Here is a 24,105-nt window from a genome sequence, read left to right as displayed (position 1 = left end):
TCAGAGCAGCTTGCGGAGCTTCATCAGGTCGAACGGGTTCGCCTTGATCGACACCCGCCGGGAGGCCACCGCCGACATGACGTCGAGCCGGCCGTGCACCAGCGCGACGAGGTCGTCGCTGCCGGTGCTCAGCGCGATCTTGGCCTTCGGGTCGTCGCCGTCGGACAGGTCGACCAGCCGGCCACCCTCCAGCCGCCCGTGGAACGCGGTGCCGAGGTCGGTGATCCGGCAGGCCAGGGTGCGGTCGAGGTCGATGCGTCCCTGTGCCTCGGCGTTGCGGTCCAGCCGCGCGGCCAGGTCGTGCAACGCCTGCCGGCACTCGTCCACGCTGGCCACATCGTCTCCTCACCACGAACCACGCCGTTCCCGGCACCGTACCGCAATGGGGTGTCCGGGGTGCCCGGTAGCGTGGCACCTGCACACCTCGCCCCGCGGAAGGACTCAGGCATGCAGGACGCGTGGCGCGCCTACCTCGAGCTGGCCATGGGCCTGACGGAGGCGCCCCGGAAGAAGGCACAGGACGCGGTCATGCGCGTCGTCGGCCAGGGCGGCGCGACCGCCGCCCAGCTCCAGACGCTCGCCGAGGAACTGGTCGCGACCGGCCTGGCGAACCGGGAGTCGCTGACCAAGCTGGTCCGCTTCGAGGTGGACCGGGCGCTGGGCGCGGTCGGGCTGGCCACCGCCGACGAGGTCGCCGAGCTGACCCGCCGGGTGCACGACCTGGAGCGGCAGCTGCGCGAGGCGCGCGGCCACCTCGGGCCGGGCGACACGCCGTCCGGGGCAGCCGAGCCGCCGAAGACCGGTTCGCCCGCCGCCGAGTCCTCCCCGGCGACGACCCCGGCCAAGGCCCCCGCGACGACGCCGACGAAGGCGGTGGCGAAGAAGGCGGTGGCCAAGAAGGCGATCGCGAAGAAGCCGCCGGCCACCGTGGCCCGTACCCCCGCCGACGGCTCGCCCGCCGCGCCCGCCCGGCCGGCGAAGAAGGCCACCGGGCGCCGGGCGGCCGGCTCGTGACCGCGCCCCGGCCCGGCCCGCCGCAGGGTCCGCGGCCCGGACCGCCCCCGGGGGTACGCCCCGCGCCGGCCGAGGAGATCGGCGAGGCGCGGCACCCGGCGGTGGACGCGGCCGTACTCGGCATGGCCAACGCCGAGGCGCTCGCCCCGGCCGACCAGATCGCCCAGTACGAGGCGGCGTACGAGACGCTGCGCGAGACCCTCGCCACCATCGACCAGGCCTGAGCAGAGGCGGAGACACACCTGATGGCTCGTCGTACCCGGCTGGACGCCGAACTGGTCCGGCGCGGGCTGGCCCGCTCCCGGGAACAGGCCGCCGCGCTCGTGGAGGCCGGTCGCGTCCAGCTGCGCGGAGTGCAGGCGCGCAAGCCCGCGGCGATGGTCGACCCGGCCGACCCGCTGCTGGTCACCGGCGAGGACCCGGCACAGGAGTACGTCTCCCGGGGCGGCCACAAGCTGGCCGGCGCGCTCGCCGCGTTCGCCCCCGGCGGGCTGACCGTCACCGGCCGGCGCTGCCTGGACGCGGGCGCGTCGACAGGCGGTTTCACCGACGTGCTGCTGCGCGGCGGCGCCGCCGAGGTGGTCGCCGTGGACGTCGGCTACGGGCAGCTCGCCTGGTCGCTGCGGACCGACGAGCGGGTGCGGGTGTTCGAGCGCACGAACGTGCGTACCCTCACGCCGGAGGCGATCGGCGGCCCGGTCGACCTGACGGTGGCCGACCTGTCGTTCATCTCGCTGCGGCTGGTGCTGCCGGCGCTTGCGGCGTGCACCGGGCCCGGCGGTGACCTGGCGCTGATGGTGAAGCCGCAGTTCGAGGTCGGCAAGGAGCGCGTCGGCGCCGGCGGTGTGGTCCGCGATCCGGCGCTGCGCGCCGAGGCGGTGCTGGACGTGGCCGCTGCCGCCGCCGGGCTGGGCCTCGGCCTGGCCGGTGTCGCGGCCAGCCCGCTGCCCGGGCCGAGCGGCAACGTCGAGTTCTTCGTATGGTTGCGCGGGGACGCGCCCGCCGCGGATCCGGAGCGGGTCCGCGCGGTGGTGGCCGCCGGCCCGCAGGGCGCCGCCGCGACGGCGGCCACGACCGAGGAGGTGTCCGGGTGAGCCGTACCGCGCTGCTGGTCACGCACACCGGCCGTCGACGCAGCACCGAGCACGCCCGCGCGGTGGCAGCCGACCTGATCGCCGCCGGGTTCGAGGTGCGTGTGGTGGCCGAGGAGGCCGACGACCTGGACCTGCCGGGCGTGGTGCCGGTGACCGGCCCGGAGGCCGCCGAGGGCGCCGAGATCGTGTTCGCGCTCGGCGGGGACGGCACGTTCCTGCGCGCCGCCGAGCTGGCCCGCCCGGCCAAGGTGCCGCTGCTCGGCATCAACCTGGGCAAGGTCGGCTTCCTCGCCGAGGCGGAGATCGACGACCTGGACACCGCCGTCCGTGACGTGGTCGACCGCAACTACACGGTGGACGAACGGCTCACCCTGGACGTCACAGCCGAGTTCGAGGGCGGGCCGACCATCGAGTCGTGGGCGCTCAACGAGATCAGCGTGGAGAAGGGCGAACGCGCCCAGATGCTGGAGCTGCTCGTCGACGTGGACGGCCGGCCGCTGTCCCGGTACGGCTGCGACGGCGTGATCTGCGCGACCCCCACCGGCTCGACCGCGTACGCGTTCTCCGGCGGCGGGCCGGTGGTCTGGCCCGAGGTGGAGGCGCTGCTGCTGGTGCCGATCAGCGCGCACGCGTTGTTCAGCCGCCCGCTGGTGACCGCGCCCACGTCGACGTTCGTCATCACCGTCGACCCGTTCACCACACTGGCCGTGCTCTGCTGCGACGGGCGGCGCGTCTACGACCTGCCGCCGGGCGCCCGGGTGACTGTGCGCCGGGGCACGCTGCCGGTGCGCATCGTGCGGCTGCGGGCCCGTCCGTTCACCGACCGGCTGGTGGCCAAGTTCGACCTTCCCGTCCAGGGCTGGCGGGGCAACCGTCGCTGACCAGCGGCTCAGCGGAAATCTCCGTTCGGCCCACCGGTCCCGGCGCTCGCGCGCGTTACGGTGGGCGTACGGGCCGCGAAGAGGTGAGTCCGGGCGCGGCGGTGAGGCCCGCCGCTTCCCGGATGCGGCCCACCTGTCGCGGGCTCGGCCAGGGGGTGGTCGGGGCCGCGACGGTCGGGACGCCGGAGCGTCGTAGCCGGCCGCGGCGGGCGGACCGGCACGCCGTGTCCGGTCGGGTGTCGACCCCGGCCGGGCCGACAGGTCGCAGGGCCGCCGCCGGAGGAAGCGGCGGCACGCGAGCTGGGCGACACGGTCTCCGGCGTCCCGGCCTCCACTCCGTCGTGCTCGTGTCCACCTGGCGACATGTCGCCGGTGCGGCGGCCCGTACCCGGTGACCAGGTGGCGGACGCCGTCGCAGACTCCGATCGCCGGTCTCACGAGGCCGGCCTCGGAGTAGAGGAGCGTCACATGCACCGGTTCCCCCGCTGGCTCGCCGCCGGCGCGGCCGGGGCGTTGGTGGTCGGGCTCGCCGTACCGGCGTCCGCCGTACCGCCCGCCCGGCCCGCCGGCCCGCCCCCGGGCACATCCGCCCCGGGCGCGCCGCCCGCCCGCGTCACGCTGATCACCGGCGACCAGGTCGAGCTGGTCCAGGCCGCGCCGGGCCGGATCGCCGCCACTGTCCACCCCGGGCCGGGCCGGGACCGGATCGTCTTCCAGACCACGCAGGCCGACGGCGGGCTGCGGGTGCTCCCCGCCGACGTCGTGCCGTACGTGTCGGCGGGCGTGCTCGACCCGGACCTGTTCGACGTGCAGGAACTGGCCGAGCAGGGCTACGGCGACGCGGGCCTCACGGCGCTGCCGCTGATCGTGCGCTACCGGGAACCGGCCGCCGGGCGGGTGCGCCCCCTCGCCGTCGCCGCCGAGTCCCGTCCGCTGTCCAGCATCAACGGCGCCGCGCTGCGTGTCGACAAGGACGACCTGGGCGCGCTGTGGACGTCGCTGCGGGAGACGCCGCAGGCCCGCACCGCGGGTGCCGGACCGGTCCGGCTCGGCGCGGGCGTGGAGCGCGTGTGGCTGGACGGGCGGGCCCGGGTGGCGCTGGAGCACAGCGTCCCGCAGATCGGTGCGCCCGCCGCGTGGGCGGCCGGGCGCGACGGCGCCGGCGTGCGGGTCGCGGTGCTCGACACCGGCGTGGACGCCGACCACCCCGACCTGGCCGGCCGCGTCGCCGAGGCGCGCGACTTCACCGGCGGCGGCAGCGCCCGGGACGGCCACGGCCACGGCACCCACGTGGCGGCCACCGTCGCCGGCAGCGGCGCGGCCTCCGCAGGGCTGCGCAAGGGCGTCGCGCCCGGCGCGCGGCTGCTGGTCGGCAAGGTGCTCGACGACTCCGGCTCCGGCTACGACTCCGGCATCATCGCCGGCATGGAGTGGGCCGCGCGCTCCGGCGCCAAGGTGGTCAGCATGAGCCTCGGCGGCGCGCCCACCGACGGCACCGACCCGATGAGCCAGGCCGTGAACGACCTCACCGCCGAAACCGGCGCGCTGTTCGTGATCGCCGCCGGCAACGACGGTGAGCCGCGCAGCGTCGGCTCGCCCGGCGCGGCCACCGCCGCGCTCACCGTCGGCGCCGTCGACCGCGACGACGTGCTCGCCGACTTCTCCAGCCGCGGCCCGCGCCTGGGCGACAACGGCCTGAAGCCGGAGATCACCGCACCGGGCGTCGGCATCGTCGCCGCCCGCGCCGCCGGCACCACCATGGGTACGCCTGTGGACGACGCCTACACCCGCGCCTCGGGCACCTCGATGGCCACGCCGCACGTCGCGGGCGCGGCCGCCGTACTCGCCCAGGAGCACCCCGGGTGGAGCGCCGCGCAACTGAAGGACGCGCTGGTCAGCACCACCCGCCCGAGCACCGGCGCGACGGTGTTCGAGCAGGGCGCCGGGCGGGTCGACGTGGCCCGGGCGCTGCGCCAGCGGGTGTACGGCACGGCCACCGCCGACTTCGGCCGGCTGACCACCGGCGGGCCGGCGGCGACCCGGACGGTGCGCTACGTCAACGGCACCGAAGCCGCGCAGACGCTGCGTCTGGCGCTGGAGCTGCGCAACCTGGACAGCGGCGCGGCCGAGACCGACGGCCTGACACTCGACGCCGGCACGGTGACGGTGCCGGCCGGCGGCGGTGTGGACGTGCCGCTGCGCGCCGACCCGGCCCGGCTGGACCGGGGCCCGCACGGCGGCTGGCTGGTCGCCACCGGCACGGACGGCGTGACGGTGCGTACCGCGGTCGGGCTCACGCTCAGCGGCCCGCAGCACACGGTGACGCTGCGCGCGCTGGACCCGGCCGGGCGGCCCGGATCGTCGCCGGTGGTGACGCTGTTCGGCGAGCACCCGGAGTCGGACGCGATGGGCTGGCTCGGCGTCGGCGACGAGTGGCGGATCCAGGTGGAGGAGGGGCCGTACCTGCTGCACGCGCTGATCGAGCACGGCGCGCCGCTGGACGAGCAGCTCACCCTGGTCACCGACCCGGAGCTGACAGTGGACCGGGACCTCACGGTGGTGCTCGACCCGCGGCGCGGCACGCCGGTACGGATCGAGACGCCGAAACCGTCCGAGCAGCGGGCCGTCCTGAGCTTCTACCAGCACCGGGTGTTCGGCAACGGCCGGCAGGTCGACCACGGCGTGATGACGTTCAGCACCGTGCAGCAGCTCAACGTCACCCCGACCCGGCAGGTGCGCCACGGCGAGTTCGAGTTCTCCTCGCGCTGGCAACTCGTCGCACCGATGGTCGACATCGACGTCAGCGGCGTGTCCGGCGCGCTGGACGTCAACCTGATGGGCCAGTCACCGGCCCCGGCCGGGCGGCAGCGGCTACGCCTGGTCGCCGCCGGCACCGGCGCACCCGGTGAGCTGGCCGGCGTGCGGGGCGCGGCGGCGCTGCTCACCGCGTCCGCCGACCGGTCCGAGGAGGAACAGGTGGCCGCCGCGGCGGCGGCCGGCGCGAAGGCGGTGCTGATCGTCCGGCCGGCGGACCAGAGCGCGTGGACGGTGTGGCGTCCGACCGGGGACCGGCTGCCGGCACCGGCGCTCGCGGTGGCGTACGACGACGGGCAGCGGATGCTCGCGGCGGCGCGTACCGGCCGGGCCCGGATGGACCTGACGCTCACCGTTGACAGCCCGTACCTCTACGACGTGTTCCAGGTGTCGAAGGGCCGGGTGCCGGAGCGGATCCTCCACCGGGTCACCGCCGCGAACACGGCCGAGGTGACCGCGCGCTACGGCGACACCGGCGGCCTGGACTGGGCCACCGAGCAGCGGTTCGGGTGGCGGCCCTGGCAGGAGTTCTCCTGGAACGACGACCAGCGGATGGTGCGTACCGGGACGACCCGGCGGGAGTACGTCAGCTCCGGTGACTCGTGGTGGCAGCACCGGGTGCTGCACCGGCTGATGTTCTCCACCATGGGGACGCTGACCGGCGGCCTGTCCGACCGGCCCCGGCGCTACGCGGCCACCGACCGGACCACCGAGTCGTGGCACACGCCGCTGGTGCGTCCCGCCGTGCCGGCCGGTGCGGCCGCGCCGAGCCGGACCGCTGACACGCTCGACCTGAGGGTGGCCGAGTTCGTCGACGCCGACGGTCACGCCGGCGTGGACAACCGGTCGGAGGAGCAGGACACGGTGACCCGCCGGGTCAGCCGCGACGGGCAGCCGATCGCCGACCTGTCCGCCGGCTGGGCGCCGGTGCCTGCCACCGCCGGTCCGGCCCGCTACCGCCTCGACGTGACGACGGCACGGTCGTCGGCGGAATGGCGGTGGGCGACCCGTACCGAGACGGCGTGGGAGTTCACCTCGGCCCGCCCGTCCGGTGACGCGGCCCGGCCGCTGCCGCTGCTCCAGGTCGACTACCGGGTGCCGGCCGACCTGCGCGGCGAGGTGCCCGGCAGGCGGAAGCACACAGTCGGGCTGACGCTGCGCCACCCGGCCGGCCTGCCCGCGCCGGCCGGCACGACGGTACGCGCCGAGGTGTCGTTCGACGGCGGACGCACCTGGCGTACGGCGCCGGTACGCGGCTCCGGCACCCGGTTCACCGCCGAGGTGCCGGCCGGGCGCGGCACGGTGTCGCTGCGCGTCTCGGCGCGGGACCGGTCCGGCAGCACCGTGACGCAGACCGTGATCGACGCGTACGGGCTGCGATGAGACGCCGGGGCGGGGCGGTCCTGGGGCCGTCCCGCCCCGGCCCCGGTCAGATCCAGCCGCGCCGGGCGGCCTGGAACGCCAGCCCGGGCCGGGTGTCCACACCGGCGGCGGCCATCAGGTCGGCCAGCCGCCGCTGCACGGTACGCCGGCTCACCCCGAGCTGTGACGCGATCGACTTGTCCGGCACCCCGGCGACGAACAGCGACAGCAGCCGCGCCTCGTCGCCGTCGGGCTGGTAGCCGGTGGCGGCCCGGTCGGCGGGCGTGCCGAGCGGCGTCGCCATCAGCCAGTGGCTCTCGAAGAGCGCCAGCAGGGCGTCCAGCAACTGGCTGCGGCCGATCACCGCGGCTGTCGGCTCCCCGCCGTCGCGGTCGGGCACCAACGGGCACACCGCGGTACGACCGTCCACCACGGCCAGTCGCACCGGCAGCCGGTCCAGCACCCGGGCCTGCTCCCCGGCGCGTACGCCCCGCTCCACGTCCGCGAGCGCGCCCGGCTCCAGCAGCATGGCCCGTTCGTAGATGGCCCGGTAGCGCACGCCGCGGGCGAGCGCGTCGAACTCCTCGACGTTCTCCGGTCCGGGCATCGCCAGCGGGTTCGCCCGGCAGAACCAGAGCACCTCCTCGCGCGCGCCGTTCTGCAGCTCGCGCAGCCGTTCCCGCAGCCCCCGCGCGCCGGTGACCACCTCGACCAGGTGCGCGGCGTCGTGGCGGCGCATCCCGGCCCGGTAGTCCTCGGCGAGCCGGCTGACAGCGGCGCGGGCCTCCTCCAGCGCGGACTGGCGGCGCAGCAGCGCCTCGCCCAACGGCACGTCCGGCGCGAGCGGCCGCAGCGGCGCGTCCGGTTCCGGCCCGGTCGGCAGCACGAGACCCTTGTCCCGCAAGGCGTCCAGCCGGGCGGCGACCTCCGCGCGGGGCCGTCCCAGCCGCTGTGCGAGCTCACCGGCCCGGGCCGTGTTCGCCCGTACCAGGCTGCGGTAGAGCTCCTCCTCGTCCGGGGTCAGGCCGATCTCCTCCAGCACGGGGCTGAACTGTACGGGTGCCTGCGGCTCGCCCTGCCGGCTGGTCAACTGTCACACGGCGGGGCTACTGTCGGGTGCTGTGCTGGAAGAGCTGCGCATCACCGGACTGGGCGTCATCGAGGACACCACGCTGCCGCTGGCCGCGGGGATGAACGTCATCACCGGCGAGACCGGCGCCGGCAAGACCATGGTGGTGACCGGCCTCGGCCTGCTCTTCGGCGGCCGCGCCGACGCCGGCCGGGTGCGCGCCCAGCCGGGCCGCGCGGCGGTGGAGGGCCGGCTGCGCCTGAGCGGCCGGGTGGCCGAGGCGGTGCACGCCCGCATCCTCGACGCCGGCGGCGAGCCCGACGAGGACGGCTCGCTGCTGCTCAGCCGCACCGTGACCATCGAGGGCCGCTCCCGGGCGCACCTGGGCGGGCGCGCCATGCCGGTGTCCACGCTCGGCGAGGTCGGCGAGCAGGTGCTCGCAGTGCACGGCCAGTCCGACCAGCTGCGGCTGCTGCGCCCGGCCGAGCAGCGCGCCTCGCTCGACCGGTTCGCCGGGCCCGAGCACGAGAAGCTGCTCGACGCGCTGCGCGAGACGTACGCCCGGTGGCGCACCGTCGTCGACGACCTGGCCGACCGGCGGCGCAACGCCCGCGAGCGCAACCAGGAGGCCGACCTGCTGCGGCTGGGCCTGGACGAGATCACCCGGGTCGACCCGCAGCCGGGGGAGGACGACGAGCTGAAGGCCGAGGCGCAGCGGCTGGAGCACGCCGAGGGGTTGCGTACCGCCGCGCAGGTGGCGCAGCAGTGCGTGGCCGGCGGCGTCGAGGCGACCGACGAGACGCCGGACGCGACGGTGCTGCTCGGCACCGCGCGGCGCACGCTGGAGGCGCAGGCCGGCACCGACCCGGCGCTGGGTGAGCTGGCGGCCCGGCTGGAGGAGGCGGCCACGCTCGTCACCGACGTGGCCGCGGAGCTGTCGGCCTACCTGGCCGCGCTGGACGCCGACCCGGCCCGCCTGCAGACCGTCTACGAGCGGCGGGCCGCGCTGCGCGCGCTCACCCGCAAGTACGCCGACGACGTCGACGGCGTGGTGGCGTGGGCCGAGCGGGCCCGCACGCGGCTGTCCGATCTGGACACCTCCGACGAGCTGCTGGACGAGCTGGACCGCGAGGCGACCCGGCTCGCCGGTGAGGTGGCCGACCTGGCCGGCCGGGTGTCGGCGTCCCGGCGGGAGGCGGCGGTCCGCTTCGCCGAGGAGGTGACAGTCGAGCTGGCCGGGCTGGCGATGCCGCACGCCCGCATCGAGGTGGCGGTGCTGCCGCGACCGGCGGGCCGGTCCGAGCCGAGCCTGCCTGTCAACGGCGTCGAGACCGGCGTCGGCGCGGACGGCGCCGACGAGGTGGAGCTGCGGCTGCTGGCGCACCCGGGCGCGCCGGCGCTGCCGTTGCAGAAGGGCGCGTCCGGCGGTGAGCTGTCCCGGGTGATGCTCGCCATCGAGGTGGTCTTCGCCGGCTCCGGCGGCCCGCCCACGCTGGTGTTCGACGAGGTCGACGCCGGTGTCGGCGGCCAGGCCGCGGTGGAGATCGGCCGTCGGCTGGCCCGGCTGGCCCGCAGTCACCAGGTGCTCGTGGTCACGCACCTGCCGCAGGTCGCCGCGTTCGCCGACCGGCATCTGGTGGTGGCCAAGGACACCGGGGGAGCGGTCACCACGAGCGGGGTGCGCGTGGTGGAGGACACCGAGCGCGCCCGGGAACTGGCCCGGATGCTCGCCGGTTTGCCGGACTCGGATCTGGGTATCGCCCATGCCGAGGAGCTCCTGGCCGTGGCGGCCAAGGAAAGGCGTCCGTGATACCCCGATTGTGAGCGCAAGCACACCGGCGCGGGTTCCGGTGTGCTTCCCTGGGTAGGCGGCCCTGCTCAGGCATGTCGCGACAGCAAAACCTGCCTCACATGCCAGGATGGTCACGATGCGTCTACCCACACTGCGCCGGAGCCGGAACCCGGAGCCGGGCTCCATCGTCGGCACCGCGCGCCTCGACCGCCGGACGAAACGGCTGGTCGGGCGGCTGCGACCCGGCGACATCGCGGTCATCGACCACGTCGACCTGGACCGGGTGGCGGCCGACTCGCTCGTCGCGGTGGGTGTGGCGGCGGTCCTCAACGCCAAGCCGTCGGTCTCCGGCCGCTATCCCAACCTCGGCCCGGAGGTGCTGGTCTCGGCCGGCATCCCGCTGCTGGACGACCTCGGCGAGAGCGTCTTCGAGCAGGTCCGCGAGGGCGACCGGGTCCGCATCGAGGGCAACACCGTCTTCGTCGGCGACGATCCGGTCGCGCACGGCTCGTTGCAGGACGCCGAAACAGTGGCCAAGTCGATGGCCGACGCCCGGGAGGGCCTGTCGGTGCAGTTGGAGGCGTTCGCCGCCAACACGATGGACTACCTGCGCCAGGAACGCGACCTGCTGCTCGACGGCGTCGGCGTGCCGGAGATCCAGACCCAGATCCAGGGCCGGCACTGCCTGATCGTGGTGCGCGGCTACGACTACAAGGCCGACCTGGACGTGCTGCGCCCGTACATCCGGGAGTTCAAGCCGGTGCTCATCGGCGTGGACGGCGGCGCCGACGCGCTGGTCGAGGCGGGCTACACCCCAGACATGATCATCGGGGACATGGACTCGGTCACCGACGACGTGCTGCGCTGCGGCGCCGAGGTGATCGTGCACGCCTACCCGGACGGGCGGGCGCCGGGCCTGGCCCGGGTCAACGGGCTCGGCGTACCGGCGATCACCTTCCCGGCGGCGGCCACCAGCGAGGACCTGGCCATGCTGCTGGCCGACGAGAAGGGCGCGTCGCTGCTGGTGGCGGTCGGCACGCACGCCACCCTGGTGGAGTTCCTCGACAAGGGGCGCGGCGGCATGGCGTCGACGTTCCTGACCCGGCTGAAGGTCGGTGGCAAGCTGGTCGACGCCAAGGGCGTCAGCCGGCTCTACCGGCAGAGCATCTCCGGGTCGTCGCTGCTGCTGCTGGTCCTGTCGGCGGTGGCCGCGATGGCCTCCGCGGTGGCGGTCTCCACCGTCGGGAAGGCGTATCTGGGCGTGGTCTCCGAATGGTGGGACAATTTCGTGTTCCAGCTCGGCCAGCTCTTCTAGCTCCCCGACGATCAAGAGGCTGCAAGCGTGATCAACTTTCGCTACCACGTGGTGTCCCTGACCGCGGTGTTCCTGGCGCTGGCGATCGGCCTGGTGGTCGGCACAGCCGCCCTCAACGGGCCGGTCGCCGACTCGCTCCGGGAGAACGTCAACGGCCTGCGCAAGGACAACTCGCTGATGCGCCAGTCGGTCAACAGCATGCAGAAGCAGCTGGAGACCGAGGAGGACTTCGCCGCCGAGATGGCCCAGCTCGTCCTGCCCGGCAAGCTGACCGGCCGCCGGGTGCTGGTGCTCACCCTGCCCAGCGGCCGGGACCAGGCCGAGGGCGTGGTGAAGATGCTCCAGACCGCCGGCGCCGACGTCACCGGCCGCATCGACGTGCAGGACAAGTTCGTCAACCCGGACAGCAACAACAACCTGCTGGAGCTGGCGGTCACCGCCGCCCGCCCGAACAGCGCCCCCACCGGCAACCTGCCCGGTAACGGGCACGGCGTGGAGACCTCCAGCGCGCTGCTGGCCAACGTGCTGGTGGACCGCCCGGCCGGGAGCCCGCCGGTCAGCGACGCCGACCGGCGCGCCGTGCTGGAGCAGTACGCCACCGCCGGCTACCTCACCCCGGCGGACCGGATCTCCACCGCCGCCGAGGCGGTGGTGATGGTCACCGGCCAGCCGTACGTGGACAAGGACTCGGCGAAGAAGGACGAGTCGGTGGTGAAGATCGCCGAGCAGTTCGACCGGGCCGGCGCGCTCGTGGTCGCCGGCATGGGCTCGACCGGCGGGAACCTGGTCTCCGTGGTCCGCGGCGACCCGGTGCTGTCGCAGACCATCTCCACCGTCGACAACGCCAACACCGTGCAGGGCCAGCTGGTCACCAGCCTCGCCCTGGCGCAGCAGCTCACCGAGAAGAAGACCGGCCAGTACGGCGTGGGCGACAACGCCGCCGCCCGGGTGCCTACACTGCCCCGGTGACCGCTCCGGGCCGCCCGGTCCGTGCCCGCGTCGCGTTCGAAGTCCGGATCGAGGAGGTCCCGTGAGACTGGGTCGGCTGCTGGCCGTGGGCGCGGGAGCGCTGGCCGCCCGCTACGTGCTGCGTCAGACGCGTACGTCGCCGGGCGGGCCGGCGTTGGAGCGCACCAACTACCGGGGCCGCACGGTGACCCTGGCCGCCGGTCCGGCTTTGGCCGTCGGCGCGGCCACCGGGGCCGCGCTGGGCGCCGGTAGCGCCCCGGCCGGCGCCGCCGCGCTCGTCGCCGGGCTCGGCGCGGGCGCTGTCGGCCTCTACGACGACGTGGTCGGCGCCCGCCCCGAACAGAAGGCCGCGAAGGGGTTCGCCGGGCATCTCGCCGCGCTGCGCGAGGGTCAGGTCACCGCCGGGATGGTCAAGGTCGCCGGGGTGGGCGTGGCCGGGCTGGGCGCCGCCGCGCTGCTCGCCGCCGACCGGCGGGTCGCCGCGCACCCGCGCCGCCAGCAGGCCGGTGCGTTCGGCCGCGGGCTCGACGTGCTGCTCGGCGCCGGCGTGGTGGCCGGCACCGCCAACCTGGTCAACCTGCTCGACCTGCGGCCCGGCCGGGCGTTGAAGTCCGGCATGCTGCTCGGCGCGCCGCTGACCGCCGGCCCGTACGGCGGCCTCGCCGCGGGCGCTGTGGGCGCGTCGGCCGCGCTGGTCGGCGACGACCTCGGCGAGCGCGTCATGGTGGGCGACAGCGGCGCCAACGCGCTCGGCGCGCTGCTCGGCGTGAGCCTCGCCGCGCGTACGGGGCCGCTGGGCCGGGCCGGCGTGCTGGCCGTGCTCGCCGCGCTCACCGCGGCCAGCGAGAAGGTCAGCTTCACCCAGGTCATCGCGCGGACCCCGGGACTGCGGCACCTCGACGAGCTGGGCCGGCTCCCGGACTGACGTGACGAAACCGGCTCCTCTCGCCGCCGCCGGCCGGGTCGCCGGGGCGGCCGCCCTCATCGCCGTCCTCACCGTCCTCAGCCGGCTCGCCGGCTTCGGCCGTACCGCCGTGTTCACCTGGATGCTGGGCCCCACCGATCTCGGCAGCGCCTACCTGGTGGCCAACTACGTCCCGAACTTCATCTTCGAGATCGTCGCCGGTGGGGCGCTCGCCAGTCTCGTCGTACCGCTGCTGGCCGGCGCCGTCGAGGCGGGTGACCGGCGCGCGGTGGCCGCCACCACCGGCGCGCTGCTGACCTGGACGCTGAGCCTGCTGGTCCCGCTGGCGGTGCTGCTGGCGCTGTTCGCCGACCCGCTGCCGGGCCTGATCGGGAACGGTCTCAGCGAGGCCCAGCAGGCGTCCGGGGCGCGGATGCTGCGGGTCTTCGCGCCGCAGCTGCCGCTGTACGGCGTGGGGATCGTGCTGACCGGTGTGCTCCAGGCGCACCGCCGCTTCGCCTGGCCGGTGATCGCGCCGCTGCTGTCGAGCGTCACGGTCATCGCCGTCTACCTGGGCTTCACCGCGCAGCAGGGGCGGCTGGCCACGATCGGGGAGGCCGGGCGCGGCGGCGAGCTGCTGCTGTCCGCCGGCACCACGCTCGGCGTGGTGGTGCTCTCACTGTCGCTGCTGATCCCGGTGCGCCGCCTGCGGCTGCGGATCCGGCCGGGCTACCGCTTCCCTGCCGACGCCCGCGCCCGGGTCGGCGGTCTGGTGGTCGCCGGGGCGGTCACCGTGGCCGCCCAGCAGATCGCCCTGGTCGTCGCGCTCAATCAGGTCACCTACGGCCGGACCGCCGACGTCAGCGTCTACAACCTCGCCCAGACCGTCTACTTCCTGCCCTGGGCGGTGCTGGCCGTGCCGCTCGCGGTGGCCGCGTACCCGACGCTCGTCGCGGCCCGGGCCACCGGCGACGAGCGCGCCTACCGGGAGACCCTGGCCCCGGCGGTACGCGGGGTCGTGCTGCTCAGCCTGCTCGGCGCCGCCGCGCTCGTCGGCACCGCGATCCCGGTCGGGCACTTCTTCTTCTCCGATGCGCTCGACGCGCGTACCGCGGCGGCCGGGATCGCCGGTTTCGCGCCCGGCCTGGTCGGCTACGGCCTGTTCGCGGTGCTCACCCGCGCGCTGTACGCGCGGGGAGAGACCCGCGCGGCCACAGTGGCCACAGCGCTCGGCTGGCTCAGCGTGCCCGCGCTCGCCGTGGTGTCCGCGCAGGTGGCGCCGCTGGCCGACCGGGTGCTCGCGGTGACGCTGGCGACCTCGGCCGGCATGCTGCTGCTCGGCGTGCTGCTGATCGCCGCGGTCCGGCGGGCCGCCGGTGGCCAGGCGCTGGCCGGTGTCGGCCGGGCCGGCGCCGCCGGGCTGCTCGCGGCCGTCGTCGCCGGAGCCGGCGGAGCGGCCGTCTCGGCGGGACTCGCCGGGCTCGGTGACGGCACCCCGACGACACCGTGGGCCCTCGCGCAGGGCATGCTGTCCGGGGTCGTGGTCGGTGTCCTGTTCCTCGCCGTCGCCTGGCTGACCGACGCCCGCGACCTGCGGCCGCTGCTCGCGACCGTGACCCGCCGGCTGCGCCGGCGACGCCCGGCCGGCGGGGACGACGGCCCGCCGGCGCAGCAGCACCCCGGCGAGCGGGGTGACGGAAGGGAGACCGTTTCCTCATGACGGACGCCTCGCCGGCACCGCGCTGGCCCGGGTCGGTGGCCCTGGTGCTCGCCTCCAGCACCGGCGGGGTCGGGCAGCACGTGCGCTCGATCACCCGTGGGCTGACCGAGGCCGGCGCGTCCGTGCTGGTCTGCGGCCCGGCCGCCACCGAGGAACAGTTCGACTTCACCGGCGCCGGGGCCCGGTTCACGCCGGTGGAGATCCCGGCCAGCCCCACGCCGGGCGACGCGCGCGCGGTCACCGCGCTGCGCCGGGCGCTCGCTGACACACCCGTCGACGTGGTGCACGCGCACGGGCTGCGCGCCGGCCTGGTGGCCGCGCTCGCCCGTCCCGCCGCGCCGCTGGTCGTCACCTGGCACAACGCGGTCCTCGCCGGTGGCCTGCGCGGCGCGGTGTCCCGGCTGGTCGAGCGGGTCGTCGCCCGGTCCGTGCGGGTCGCGCTGGGCGCCTCCGCCGACCTTGTCGACCGCGCCGCTTCCCTCGGCGCCGCCGACGCCCGCCTGGCCCCGGTCGCGGCGCCGGCGCTGCCCGCGCCGCGGCGCCGCCGCACGGCGGTACGCGCCGAGTTCGCCGTCGCCGCCGACCAGCAGCTGATCCTCTCGGTGGGCCGGCTGCACCCGCAGAAGCGGTACGACGTGCTGATCGACGCCGCCGCCCGCTGGCGGACCCGTACTCCCGCCCCGCTCGTGGTGATCGCCGGCAGCGGTCCGGCGTACCTGCCGCTGGCCGCCCGGATCTCGGCCGCCCGCGCGCCGGTGACGCTGCTCGGGCACCGTACCGACGTGGCGGACCTGCTGGGCGCCGCCGACCTGGCGGTGGTGACGAGCGACTGGGAGGCTCGCCAGCTGTTCGCGCAGGAGGCGCTGCGGGCGGGCGTACCGCTCGTCGCGACCGCCGTCGGCGGGCTGCCGGACCTGGTCGGCGACGCGGCGGTGCTGGTGCCGCCGGGCGACGTGGACGCCGTCGACGCGGCCGTGCGCGACCTGCTCGACGACCCCGTACGCCGGGCCGATCTGGGCCGTCGCGGCCTGGCGCGGGCCGCGACCTGGCCCACCGAGGCGGACACCGTGGCCGCGCTCGCCGGCCTCTACGCCGAGCTGACACCCCAGCTCTCCACCGGGAACCGCTGATGCTGCGCAGACTGACCCCGGTGCTGCTGACGCTGGTCGTGGTGGCGCTGGGCATCACCGCGCTCTCCGCCCGCCCGGACGAGGGTGCGGCCCGGCCCGGCGCCGACTTCGTGGTGCTCGTCGGCGCGGCGGGCCTGCGGTGGGACGACGTCGACCCGGAGAACACGCCGACGCTGTGGCGGATGGCCGAGCAGGGCGCGATCGGGTCGCTCTCGGTACGCTCCGCGCACCGCCCCACCTGCCCGGTCGACGGCTGGCTCACGCTCGGCGCGGGGAACTTCGCCGCCTGGCCCGGCGCCCGCCCGGGCGGTGGCTGCCCGGCCACCGGTGTGACAGTCGAGCGGCCCGACGGCATCGGCGCGAACCTGCCCGACCAGCCCAGCGCGGTGGCGCACAACCAGGAGCAGCTCTCCTGGGGCGCCACACCCGGCGCGCTGGCCGAGTCGGTGCGCTGCTCGGTGGCCGTCGGTCCGGGCGCCGCCGTGGCCGCCGCCCGCCCGTTCGGCCGGGTCGACAGGTACGCGCCCGCGCTCCCGGAGAAGCCGGCGGAACTGCTCGGCTCCTGCGTGCTGAGCGTCGTCGACGTCGGCACCGTCGACGACGACGACCCGGAGGTACGGGCCGCCCAGGCGCGGCAGGCCGACGCCCGGCTGGCCCGGGTGCTCGCCGCCCGGCCGCCGCGCTCGCTGGTGCTCGTCGCGGGCGTGTCCGACACCGACTCCCCGGCGCGGCTGCACGTCGCGATCGCCGACGGACCCGGCTGGGAAGGCGGCTGGCTGACCTCGCCCAGCACCGCCCGGTCCGGCTACCTGCAACTGATCGACCTGGCCCCGACCGTGCTCGCCGTGCTCGACAAGCCGATGCCGGAACGGGCGTTCCTCGGCCGGCCCGCGGTGACTGTCGACGACCGGCCGGACGACCTGCGGGCCGCGATCGAGGCGCCGGCCGACGCGGACCGGGAGGCAGCCGCCCAGCGCCGCGTCGCCGGCTGGTTCTTCACGCTGCTCGCCGCCGCCCAGCTCGCCCTCGCGGTGGCGGTGCTGCCGCTGCTGCGCCGCGCCCGCCGGCTCGCCGGACCGCACGGGCCGGAACCGGTGTCCCCGCGGATCGTGGCGGTGGTGGAGCTGCTGCTGATCGCCGCCGCGCTGGCAGTGCCCGCAGCGTTGCTCGCCGACGCCGTGCCCTGGTGGCGCGGCGACCACGCGGGCCTCTGGTACGCCTCGGTGACCGCGCTGCTCATCGTCGGTGGCACCGCCGCGGTCCGGTTCAGTCCCGGACACGAGCGCACGCTCGGTCCGCTCGGGGCGGTCGCCGGGCTGGCCACGCTCGTCGTCGGAGTGGACGTGCTCACCGGCTCCCGGTTGCAGCTCAACGGCGTGGTCGGCTACTCGGCGCTGGAGGGTGGCCGGTACGCCGGGCTCGGCACCGTCGGGCTGGGCGTGTTCATCGCCGGGGCGCTGCTGTGCGGCGGCTGGCTCGCCCAGCGGTTCCGCAAGGGCTGGCGGCCGATGGTGATGGTGACGGTCGGCGGGCTCGCCGTGGTGATAGTGGGCAGCCCGTACCTGGGGGCCGACTCGATCGGCGCGATCGCGCTCACCGCCGGGGTCAGCGTCGCGGCCGCGATCTGCAGCGGCGGCTGGCTGACAGTGAGCCGGCTGGCCTGGGCGACCATGGCCGCGCTGGCGGTCACCGTCGGCTTCGCCCTGGTCGACCTGGGCCGTCCCGCGGACGAGCGGGGCAGCCTGGGCCGGTTCCTGGCCGCTGTGGGCGACGGCACCGGCGGGCTCACCGTGCACCGGTCCAGCAGCTCCAACATCCAGACACTGGTGAACAGCCCGCTCACCGTGCTGGCCCTGGCCGGGGCCGCGCTGGTCTGGCTCGCGCTGCTCCAGCCCTGGGGCGGGCTGATGCGGCTGTTCGGCATCTACCCGGCGATCCGGGCGGCGATGGCCGGCACCGGCGTGGCCGTCGGGCTGGGCGGCCTCCTCGGCGGGTCGGCGCTGGACGTGGCCGGCGCGGCGGCGGCCCTCGTGGTGCCCATGGCGGCCCTGGCGGCGCTGCGGGTGCTCGACCACTCCACCGACCGTACGGTGCCCGACAGCGGGCGTGGCGGCGGCGAGACGGGCGCGGTCCCACCGGGCGGACCGGACGACTCCTCCAGGGGCGGCGCGGCCGGCGGCCCGGCCGGCGACGGTGCGGGTGGTGGTCGGTCGGCGGGCGACGGCTCGGCCGGTGACGGCTCGGCCGCCGACGGTGCGGCCGGTGATGGTGTGGCCGCCGACGGTGCGGCCGGCGACGGTGCCGGCGACCCGGGGGAGGCCGGGGAGCCGGCCGGACCGGACGGGCAGGACTCCGCAGGCACGGAGGCGCCGGACGGGCCGCGCCCCGCTGGCCCGGACGGAACGCGCTCCGCTGGCACGGAGGCGCCGGACGGGCCGCGCGCCGCGGGCACGGCCCGCGGGGCGCAGGTGCCCGCACAGCCGACCCCGGCGTCCTCGGACATCCCTGCCCGCTGACCCCGCCCGCGTGGCCCGCCAGGTCTGCCGCCCGCCGGTTCGGGGAGGTGGCGGGGTCGAGGCCCGGTGGAAGGCACCACATCGGCGAGCTGGTGTCGATCAAGGGCCCGGACCCGGGCCGGACCCGGGCCGGACCCGGGCCGGACCCGGGCCGGACGGAGGGCCGGAGGAGGGCCGGGAGAGGGCCAGGGGAGCGCCGGGGGAGGGCCGGCACCGGCCTCACGTGCGCCGACAGCGGGTGCGACGCCGGCTCACGGTCCGGATGGTGTTACCGTGGAATCCCGTGGATCGCGTGATCACTCTGCTGATCGGCACGGCGGTTCGCACGACCGCTACGGACGACACGGGAGCAGGCCTTGGCCCCAACAGCACGGACGACCAGGCACATTTTCGTCACCGGGGGCGTCGCCTCCTCGCTGGGTAAGGGCCTCACCGCCTCCAGCCTCGGCAGTCTGCTGACCGCGCGCGGACTGCGCGTGGTGATGCAGAAGCTCGACCCGTACCTGAACGTCGACCCCGGGACGATGAACCCGTTCCAGCACGGCGAGGTCTTCGTCACCGAGGACGGCGCCGAGACCGACCTCGACGTCGGGCACTACGAGCGGTTCCTCGACCGGGACCTCTCCGGCAAGGCGAACGTCACCACCGGCCAGATCTACTCGGCGGTGATCGCCAAGGAGCGGCGCGGGGAGTACCTCGGCGACACGGTGCAGGTCATCCCGCACATCACCAACGAGATCAAGGCCCGCATCCGCGGCATGGCGGACCCGGACGCCGACGGCCAGGTGCCCGACGTGGTGATCACCGAGGTCGGCGGCACTGTCGGCGACATCGAGTCGCTGCCGTTCCTGGAGTCGATCCGGCAGATCCGCCACGACCTGGGCCGGGACAACTGCTTCTACCTGCACGTGTCGCTGGTGCCGTACCTGGCGCCGTCGGGCGAGCTGAAGACCAAGCCGACCCAGCACTCGGTGGCGCAGCTGCGCAGCATCGGCATCCAGCCCGACGCGCTGGTGCTGCGCTGCGACCGGGAGATCCCGGAGAAGGTCAAGGAGAAGCTGTCGCTGTACTGCGACGTCGACCGGGAGGCGGTCACCGCCGCGCCGGACGCGCCGAGCATCTACGACATCCCGAAGGTGCTGCACCGCGAGGGCCTCGACGCGTACGTGGTGCGCCGGCTCGGCCTGTCGTTCCGCGACGTGGACTGGACCCGCTGGGACGACCTGCTGGAGCGGGTGCACCAGCCCCGGCACACGATCACCGTCGCGCTGGTCGGCAAGTACGTCGACCTGCCCGACGCGTACCTGTCGGTCAGCGAGGCGATCCGGGCGGCCGGGTTCGGCCACCGCGCCCGGGTGCAGCTCAAGTGGGTGCCCAGCGACGACTGCGTGACCCCGGCGGGCGCCGCCGCCGCGCTGTCCGGCGTCGACGGCATCGTGATCCCCGGCGGCTTCGGCGTCCGCGGCATCGAGGGCAAGGTCGGCACCGCCCGGTACGCGCGGGAGAACGGCATCCCGCTGCTGGGCCTCTGCCTCGGCCTCCAGTGCATGACCATCGAGGTGGCCCGGCACCTGGCCAACCTCGACGGGGCGAACTCGCTGGAGTTCGACGAGGAGGCCGTGCACCCGGTCATCGCCACCATGGCCGACCAGGAGGACATCGTCGCCGGGCGTGGCGACCTGGGCGGCACCATGCGGCTCGGGGCGTACCCGGCGAAGCTGGCCGAGGGCTCGATCGTCGCCGAGGCGTACGGCAGCACCGAGGTCAGCGAGCGGCACCGGCACCGGTACGAGGTGAACAACGCCTACCGCGACCAGCTCACCAAGGCCGGTCTGACCATCTCCGGCACGTCGCCGGACGGGCGGCTGGTCGAGTTCGTCGAGCTGGACCGCAACCTGCACCCCTTCTTCGTGGCCACCCAGGCGCACCCGGAGCTCAAGAGCCGCCCCACCCGGCCGCACCCGCTGTTCGCCGCGTTCGTCGGCGCCGCCGTGGCGTACTCGCAGGCCGACCAGCTGCCGGTGGACCTGGACGGCGCGTCGAAGAAGGCCGGCCGCGGCGGTGGCGCGAAGGCGTCCGCGAAGTGAGCGGCCGGTCCGCGCGGGCGCGCGGGGAGGCGGCGTGAGTGGCGTCGAGCACCGGTACGAGGTGACCGGCCGCCGGGAGATCTGGTCCGGCCGGATCTTCTCCGTGGTCAGCGACGACGTCACCATGCCCGGCGGCGGCAGCGCGACCCGCGACTACGTGCGGCACGTCGGCGCGGTCGCCGTGGTGGCGCTCGACGACGCCGGTCAGGTGGTGCTGATCCGCCAGTACCGGCACCCGGTCGGCCGGCACCTGTGGGAGCTGCCCGCCGGGCTGATGGACGTCGGCGGCGAGGACCTGGCCGCCGCCGCGCTGCGGGAGCTGGCCGAGGAGGCGGACCTGACCGCCGGGCGCGTCGACGTGCTCGTCGACCTGCACAGCTCGCCCGGTTTCGCCGACGAGGTGGTGCGGGTGTTCCTGGCCCGCGACCTCGCCGACGTGCCGGCCGATCAGCGGCACGACCGGCACGACGAGGAGGCCGACCTCCAGGTGGTCCGCGTGGACCTGGACGAGGCGGTGCGGATGGTGCTGGCCGGCGAGATCACCAACGCGTCCTGCGTGGCCGGGCTGCTCGCCGCCGCCCGCGCCCGCGACACCGGCTTCACCGAGCTGCGCCGCCCGGAGGCGCCGCTGCCGCGCTGATCCGCAAACGACGAGGGGCCGCCCGGCGCACTGCGCCGGGCGGCCCCTTCCGTGCGCCTGTGGTCAGTCGCGCAGAGGGCGTCCCTGCCCGTCGACACCGCCGTTGACGAGGATCAGGATGCCGTCGACGAGGCCCCAGATCGCGCCGAAGCCGCACGTCACGAGCGTGACGATGAGCTGGATGACACCGGTCTTGGTGTCGCCCATGTAGAACCGGCCGATGCCGAAGCCGCCGAGCAGGATCTGAAGCACACCCGCGACGACCTTGCTCTTGTCGGAGACGCCCTGCGGGTACTGCTGATAAGGAGTGGTCATGAGCGGACACAATAGTGATCGCTTCACGTCCTGTCGGCCTCGCCGCTCAGCCGATGGGAAGATGTCATCGAACTTTGTCCTCTCGGCGGATGGCGTCTCCACCGGGCAGTCCGAGGCATGCCTGACACACCGTCAGGACCAGCGGGCACCGGATGTCACAGTGTCGCCGCCCGTGGGCTTCCCACGGGCCTAGACTGCCGCCGGCGGGACAGGCGGACCGCGCCGGCAACGGAGCCGGCGCGGCCGCGCAGTCGGGGGTGAGCCGCCCCGGAGGAAGGTGTCTGCATCGTGAAGGTCGGAATCCCCCGCGAGGTCAAGAACCACGAGTACCGGGTGGCGATCACGCCCGCCGGCGTCAACGAGTTCACCCGCCACGGCCACGAGGTCTTCGTGGAGGCAGGCGCCGGAGTCGGTTCCAGCATCACCGACGACGAGTTCGCCGCCGCCGGCGCGAAGATCCTGGCCACCGCCGACGAGGTGTGGGACACCGCCGATCTGGTGCTCAAGGTCAAGGAGCCGATCGCCGAGGAGTACCACCGGATGCGCGAGGGGCAGGTGCTGTTCACCTACCTGCACCTGGCCGCGTCCCGCGAGTGCACCGACGCGCTGGTCGACCGGAAGGTCACCGGCATCGCGTACGAGACGGTCGAGCTGCCCGACCGCTCGCTGCCGCTGCTCGCCCCGATGTCCGAGGTGGCCGGCCGCCTCGCCCCGCAGGTGGGCGCCTTCTACATGATGCGTACCGGCGGCGGGCGGGGCGTGCTGCCCGGCGGCGTCTCCGGCGTGTACGCGGCCAAGACCGTGGTCATCGGCGCGGGCGTGTCCGGCCTGAACGCCGCCGCCATCGCGCTGGGCCTGCAGTCCGAGGTGCTGCTGCTGGACAAGAACGTGGCCCGGCTGCGCCAGGCCGACGCCATCTACCGGGGCCACCTGCAGACCGTCGCCTCCAACGCGTACGAGATCGAGCGGGCCGTGCTCGACGCGGACCTGGTCATCGGCGCGGTGCTGGTGCCCGGCGCGAAGGCCCCGAAGCTCATCTCCAACGAGCTGGTCTCCCGGATGAAGCCGGGCAGCGTGCTCGTCGACATCGCCATCGACCAGGGTGGCTGCTTCGAGGACTCGCGCCCGACCACGCACGCCGACCCGGTCTACAAGGTCCACGACTCGATCTTCTACTGCGTGGCGAACATGCCCGGGGCGGTGCCGAACACCAGCACCTACGCGCTGACGAACGTCACCCTGCCGTACGCCCTCGAACTGGCGAACCAGGGCTGGCAGCAGGCGCTGCGCAACGACCCGGCGCTGGCCCTCGGTCTGAACACCCACGCCGGCAAGGTTGTCTACGGCCCGGTCGCCGAGGCGCACGGCATGGACGTGCTGCCGCTGGACGAGGTGCTGAGCTGACCGACGCCGCTGTGCGCAGGGCCGGCGCGGAACCCGCGCCGGCCCTGCGCCGTGCGGTCCGGACCTATCTGGACCACCTCACCGTCGAACGCGGGCTGTCCGCGAACACGCTCGCCTCGTACCGCCGGGACCTGGACCGCTACCTCGCCACATTGGCCGCAGCCGGGGTGGACGACCTGGCCGCCGCCGGGCCCGCGCAGGTCGAGGCCCACCTGGCCCGGCTGCGCGCCGGCGACGACGACCACCCGCCGCTCGCCGTCTCCTCCGCCGCCCGCGCGGCCAGCGCGGTCCGCGGCCTGCACCGCTTCGCGCTGCGCGAGGGACTCGCCGGCGCCGATCCCAGCCGCGACGTCCGCCCGCCCGCGCCGCCGCGACGGCTGCCCCGCGCGCTGCCCGTCGACGCGGTCCTGCGGCTGCTGGAGGCCGCCGGCACACCCGGCGCCAGCGGCGACGCCGCCGCCCGCGCGCTGCGCGACCGGGCGCTGCTGGAATTCCTGTACGGCACCGGCGCGCGCATCTCCGAGGCGGTCGGCGCGTCCGTCGACGACCTCGACCTGGACGCCGGCACGGTGCTGCTGCGCGGCAAGGGCGGCCGGACCCGGCTGGTCCCGGTCGGCGGGTACGCGGCCGACGCGCTGCGCGCCTGGCTGGTCCGGGGCCGCCCGGCACTGCTCGCCGCCGGGCGCGGCACCCACGCGGTCTTCGTCAACGCGCGTGGCGGCCCGCTCACCCGGCAGGGCGCCTGGGCCGTGCTGCGCACCGCCGCCGCACGTGCCGGCCTGCCGGTCGACGGGCCCGACGCGGTCTCCCCGCACACGCTGCGCCACTCGTACGCCACCCACCTGCTCGACGGCGGCGCGGACGTGCGGGTGGTGCAGGAACTGCTCGGCCACGCCTCGGTGACCACCACCCAGGTCTACACGCTGGTGACTGTGGAGCGGCTGCGCGAGGTGTACGCGACAGCCCACCCCCGCGCCCGCTGAGTGCCGACGTGGCCGGACCTGGCTGACGGGCGGCCGACACGCCGACCCGCTACCGAACGCGCTGCTGGCCGGTGGCGTACAGTCGGCATCGGCGCG

General features: G+C 75.4%; 19 protein-coding genes. 16 read left to right on the top strand and 3 right to left on the bottom strand.

Going from position 1 to position 24,105, the window contains the following annotated elements; translation table 11 throughout:
• A complete protein-coding gene (locus FHX31_RS18770; protein WP_013285576.1) occupies positions 1-336 on the bottom strand; it encodes an SCP2 sterol-binding domain-containing protein in 336 nt (111 codons plus the stop codon).
• A 111-nt stretch (positions 337-447) separates the two neighbouring features.
• Between FHX31_RS18770 and FHX31_RS18765 the strand changes: the two genes are divergently transcribed.
• From FHX31_RS18765 to FHX31_RS18745, 5 genes are all read left to right on the top strand, one after another.
• Positions 448-1,014, top strand: coding sequence for a phasin family protein (locus FHX31_RS18765; protein WP_091328896.1), 567 nt, complete (start codon positions 448-450; stop codon positions 1,012-1,014).
• Entirely contained in the window at positions 1,011-1,238 is a 228-nt protein-coding gene (locus tag FHX31_RS18760; RefSeq protein WP_013477414.1) for a hypothetical protein, read from the top strand. Before FHX31_RS18765 ends, FHX31_RS18760 begins: the two co-directional genes overlap by 4 nt.
• 21 nt (positions 1,239-1,259) lie before the next feature.
• Positions 1,260-2,108, top strand: coding sequence for a TlyA family RNA methyltransferase (locus FHX31_RS18755; protein WP_013477413.1), 849 nt, complete (start codon positions 1,260-1,262; stop codon positions 2,106-2,108).
• Positions 2,105-2,989, top strand: a complete 885-nt coding sequence (locus FHX31_RS18750; RefSeq protein WP_013285580.1) for an NAD kinase — start codon at positions 2,105-2,107, stop codon at positions 2,987-2,989. Before FHX31_RS18755 ends, FHX31_RS18750 begins: the two co-directional genes overlap by 4 nt.
• 468 nt (positions 2,990-3,457) lie before the next feature.
• Positions 3,458-7,186: a S8 family serine peptidase gene (locus tag FHX31_RS18745; RefSeq protein ID WP_184976917.1), complete on the top strand. Its 3,729-nt coding sequence runs from the start codon at positions 3,458-3,460 to the stop codon at positions 7,184-7,186.
• Positions 7,187-7,232: 46 nt separating this feature from the next.
• Here the strand turns inward: FHX31_RS18745 and FHX31_RS18740 are convergent, their stop codons facing one another.
• The gene (locus tag FHX31_RS18740) at positions 7,233-8,207 is read right to left on the bottom strand and encodes a helix-turn-helix domain-containing protein (RefSeq protein WP_013285582.1); all 975 of its coding nucleotides are present in this window, start codon (positions 8,205-8,207) and stop codon (positions 7,233-7,235) included.
• A gap of 79 nt (positions 8,208-8,286) precedes the next feature.
• On the opposite strand from FHX31_RS18740, the gene recN reads away from it, so the two are divergent.
• The 9 genes from recN (at position 8,287) to FHX31_RS18695 (ending at position 21,307) form a co-directional block, all read left to right on the top strand.
• Entirely contained in the window at positions 8,287-10,044 is a 1,758-nt protein-coding gene (gene recN, locus FHX31_RS18735) for a DNA repair protein RecN (protein ID WP_013285583.1), read from the top strand.
• A gap of 118 nt (positions 10,045-10,162) precedes the next feature.
• Positions 10,163-11,341 carry a putative cytokinetic ring protein SteA gene (gene steA, locus FHX31_RS18730; protein ID WP_013477411.1) on the top strand — a complete coding sequence of 393 codons (1,179 nt, stop codon included), beginning with the start codon at positions 10,163-10,165 and terminating at the stop codon, positions 11,339-11,341.
• Positions 11,342-11,368: 27 nt separating this feature from the next.
• Complete coding sequence (locus FHX31_RS18725; RefSeq protein WP_013285585.1) at positions 11,369-12,310, top strand: copper transporter; 942 nt, start codon at positions 11,369-11,371, stop codon at positions 12,308-12,310.
• A gap of 61 nt (positions 12,311-12,371) precedes the next feature.
• Complete coding sequence (locus tag FHX31_RS18720; RefSeq protein ID WP_013477410.1) at positions 12,372-13,235, top strand: hypothetical protein; 864 nt, start codon at positions 12,372-12,374, stop codon at positions 13,233-13,235.
• Position 13,236: 1 nt separating this feature from the next.
• Positions 13,237-14,934, top strand: a complete 1,698-nt coding sequence (gene murJ / locus FHX31_RS18715) for a lipid II flippase MurJ (protein ID WP_184976916.1) — start codon at positions 13,237-13,239, stop codon at positions 14,932-14,934.
• On the top strand, positions 14,931-16,064 hold the full coding sequence (locus FHX31_RS18710) for a glycosyltransferase family 4 protein (RefSeq protein WP_013477408.1): 1,134 nt from the start codon (positions 14,931-14,933) through the stop codon (positions 16,062-16,064). Before murJ ends, FHX31_RS18710 begins: the two co-directional genes overlap by 4 nt.
• Positions 16,064-18,580, top strand: a complete 2,517-nt coding sequence (locus tag FHX31_RS18705) for a hypothetical protein (protein WP_184976915.1) — start codon at positions 16,064-16,066, stop codon at positions 18,578-18,580. The genes FHX31_RS18710 and FHX31_RS18705 overlap by 1 nt, the downstream gene beginning before the upstream one ends.
• Positions 18,581-18,936: 356 nt before the next feature.
• The gene (gene pyrG / locus FHX31_RS18700) at positions 18,937-20,667 is read left to right on the top strand and encodes a CTP synthase (protein ID WP_013285590.1); all 1,731 of its coding nucleotides are present in this window, start codon (positions 18,937-18,939) and stop codon (positions 20,665-20,667) included.
• A 34-nt stretch (positions 20,668-20,701) separates the two neighbouring features.
• Entirely contained in the window at positions 20,702-21,307 is a 606-nt protein-coding gene (locus FHX31_RS18695; protein ID WP_013285591.1) for an NUDIX domain-containing protein, read from the top strand.
• Between the two features lie 63 nt (positions 21,308-21,370).
• On the opposite strand, the gene FHX31_RS18690 is transcribed toward FHX31_RS18695, so the two are convergent.
• Positions 21,371-21,622, bottom strand: a complete 252-nt coding sequence (locus FHX31_RS18690) for a TM2 domain-containing protein (RefSeq protein ID WP_030274369.1) — start codon at positions 21,620-21,622, stop codon at positions 21,371-21,373.
• 288 nt (positions 21,623-21,910) lie between these two features.
• Between FHX31_RS18690 and ald the strand changes: the two genes are divergently transcribed.
• Positions 21,911-23,026, top strand: a complete 1,116-nt coding sequence (gene ald / locus FHX31_RS18685) for an alanine dehydrogenase (RefSeq protein WP_013285593.1) — start codon at positions 21,911-21,913, stop codon at positions 23,024-23,026.
• Between the two features lie 11 nt (positions 23,027-23,037).
• Complete coding sequence (locus FHX31_RS18680; protein ID WP_091328886.1) at positions 23,038-24,009, top strand: site-specific tyrosine recombinase XerD; 972 nt, start codon at positions 23,038-23,040, stop codon at positions 24,007-24,009.
• The last annotated feature ends 96 nt before the right edge of the window (positions 24,010-24,105 follow it).

The organism is Micromonospora sp. CNZ286, assembly GCF_014207755.1.
Note: the sequence above shows the minus strand (reverse complement) of the source record. Positions and strands in the feature narration are given on the sequence as shown.